We start from the raw sequence: 2,907 nt of genomic DNA, 5'->3' as shown, positions 1-2,907 counted from the left end.
ATGACGGCGGGACGTAACTGTCGTTCGGCGCGATTATTGGTGGCCTCGACTTGAGGTACATCCAGAAAGACCAACAAGTGGTCGCGCTGTTTGTCCAAGCGCTGGCGCAGAGATTCTTCGAGTCGCGCTCGGGGGTCAGTGGTCTCGGGACTCGCCCGTGGCGGAGAAAGCAGCGTTTCGGCTCGTTGCTCCAAACGATGACGAAGTTGTGTCTGGGTAACGGGTAACAGTTGCGAGGAGTCCGGGTCAGAGGACAAGCGCTTCAACAGCAAGGCGGCATGGAGCCAGGCTCGTAGTTCGAGAAGATATGTTGAGGACTCACCGGCGGGGGTGTGTTGCGCCGGCCGGCCGGCCAGTCATCTTGGAGATGCCGGGGATCTCCGGCACCAAGATGCCGATCTGGGATTTTGCGACCAACCCTTGAATACGGCGATATCTTTTCTAACAAGGGTTTCAGGACTTTTCTGCACCACTAAGGATTCCCCCCACCATGTCACAATCAAAAGACACCTAACCTCAGCGCAATCGGCATGGTCATTCATTTCGGGCGGGAAATCTGCGGCGAACTCGACACCGTTCAACAGCGAGAATGGCTGGTGACGAACGGCATTGGCGGCTATGCTTCGGGAACCGTCGCCGGATTGCTCACCCGACACTACCACGGTATCCTCATCGCCGCGATCGCACCTCCGGCCCAACGTCGGTTGATGGTGGCCAAACTCGACGAAACCGCCCAGTACAACGGTAAATCTTACTCCCTCTACACCAACCGCTGGGCGGACGGAACTATTGCCCCCCACGGCTACCGCAACATCGAAAGCTTTCGACTCGAGGGGACGACGCCGGTTTGGACGTTCGCCTGTGGCGAGGCGTTACTCGAAAAACGTATTTGGATGGAACGGGGCGAAAATACCACTTACGTTTGCTATACCCTCCATCGTGCCAGTCGATCGCTCGATTTATCCGTCAAAGCCCTCGTCAACTACCGCAGTCACCACGGCAGCGTCGTGGAGGAAGACTGGCAAATCGAACCTTGCGCTCGCGGACTCAAACTCATCGCCTGTGACGGGGCGCAACCCTTTTATCTCCTGTGCGATCGCGGGACGATGACCGAACGCTACAACTGGTATGCTGGCTTCGATCTCGCTCTCGAACAATACCGCCGTACCGGAGATTACGAAGATCACCTACACGCCGCCACCCTCAAAGTCGCCCTCGAACTCGGCGAATCCCTCACCGTCGTCGTCAGTACCGAAGCGAACCCCAGCCTCGACGGGAAAGCTGCCCTCACCCGACGCTACCGCTACGAACGTCAGTTACTCCAAGCCTGGCACGATACGCCGGGTTTGAAAACCGACGGTTCCCCCGGCTGGGTTCAACAACTCGTCCTTTCTGCCGATGCCTTTCTCGTGCGTCGTCCCCTCGAAGACGGCAGCTTGGGTACGACGGTTTTGGCAGGATATCCTTGGTTTGGGGATTGGGGACGCTGGACGCTGATGAGTTTGCCGGGGTTGACTCTGGCGACGGGACGCCCGGATGCGGCGAAATCGATTTTGTTAACCTACAGCCGCTTTTTCCAAAATGGGTTGTTGCCGAATTTCTTTCCCGACGAAGGCCGTTATTCGGGCGATCGCGCTCTGTCCGATTCGCCGTATTCCCCTGCGTACAATACGGTAGACGCGACGCTGTGGTACGTGGAGGCCGTTCGCTTGTATTTGGCAGCCACGGGCGATCGCGACTTTCTCGCGCAAATTTTTCCTCTTCTGGCAGAAGCGATCGCCTGCTATTGTCGGGGAACGGACTACGGCATTCAACTCGACCGTACTGACGGACTGATCGCTGAAGGCACGCCCGAGAGCCAACTGACTTGGATGGATGCCAAAATTGGAGAATGGGTGGTGACGCCTCGAGCGGGCAAACCGATCGAAGTGAACGCTCTGTGGTATAATGCCCTGCTGAGTATGGGACAGTTTGCCGCCGCCTTGGGTAAGCCGACATCTGAATACGAACAATTGACACAACAGGCGTACTGGGGATTTCAACGGTTTTGGAATCCGAGTACCGGTTACTGTTACGACGTTCTCGATACTCCCGATGGCGACGACGCGACGTTACGCCCCAATCAACTGTTGGCGGTGTCACTTCCGGTGAGTCCGCTGACGGGCGATCGCCAAAAAGCCCTCGTCGAAGCTTGCAGCCATCTGTTACTCACTTCTCACGGCTTGCGATCGCTTTCGCCAGACGATCCGAACTACCGCAATCGATACGGCGGAGACACCGCCCAACGAGATCTCGCCTACCATCAAGGTACGGTTTGGGCGTGGTGGATGGGAGCCTTCGCGATCGCCCACCTGCGCGCGAACGGTGATGTCAACGAGGCGATGGCGTTCTTGTCTCCTTTCGCCCACCACCTCCAAACTGCGGGTGTCGGCTATGTCAGCGAAATTTTCGACGGCGACGCTCCCATGACGCCCCGAGGCTGTATTGCTTATGCGGGTAGCGTTGCCGAACTGTTACGGGCGTGGCTGGCGATCGCGAAATACACGACGCCACAACAGCCAAAACCGGACGAAACACACCTGCCAACCTAAACCGATCGCCAGTCGAGGGGTTTCGCCCGAATGAATACTCCTCCACCTGCGTCCCGCGAGGTGGCGGTGTCTTGATTAGAAGGGCTTATCCCTCCCGACAGGCGGTATTCTCGCCGAACAGCCAGAACTTTGGCTGGACTGCTCCCCCAAGTCGTTTCCGCTGTGGGGCTTTTGGTTAATTTCTTTCGCCTAGAGTCCGACGTGTACGAACCGACTCAGAGGACTTATCAGTTGGGTTTCCCTTTCGCTGAGAGGTCGTGCCTCCAGGGGGTTCGGAATCTCGTTCCGCCCTTTGCCGTACCGCTCAGGATAGGGT

Annotated in this window: 2 protein-coding genes; one reads left to right on the top strand and one right to left on the bottom strand. The window is 57.6% G+C overall.

Going from position 1 to position 2,907, the window contains the following annotated elements; genetic code table 11:
* The coding region (locus POG22_RS00305; protein WP_498902970.1) for an IS66 family transposase at nucleotides 1-272 on the bottom strand (272 nt) is incomplete at its 3' end.
* Between the two features lie 258 nt (nucleotides 273-530).
* Between POG22_RS00305 and POG22_RS00300 the strand changes: the two genes are divergently transcribed.
* Entirely contained in the window at nucleotides 531-2,591 is a 2,061-nt protein-coding gene (locus POG22_RS00300; protein WP_498902968.1) for an amylo-alpha-1,6-glucosidase, read from the top strand.
* The last annotated feature ends 316 nt before the right edge of the window (nucleotides 2,592-2,907 follow it).

This window comes from Geitlerinema sp. CS-897, assembly GCF_028368005.1.
In the GTDB taxonomy this organism is placed as follows: Bacteria; Cyanobacteriota; Cyanobacteriia; order Cyanobacteriales; family Geitlerinemataceae; genus Baaleninema; species Baaleninema simplex.
The sequence above is the reverse complement of the archived record's forward strand: the minus strand, read 5'-3'. Positions and strand labels throughout refer to the sequence as shown.

Excerpts from the sequence above, each read along its gene's own strand:
- POG22_RS00300 (WP_498902968.1), top strand. The coding sequence starts at position 531 with ATGGTCATTCATTTCGGGCGGGAAATCTGCGGCGAACTCGACACCGTT.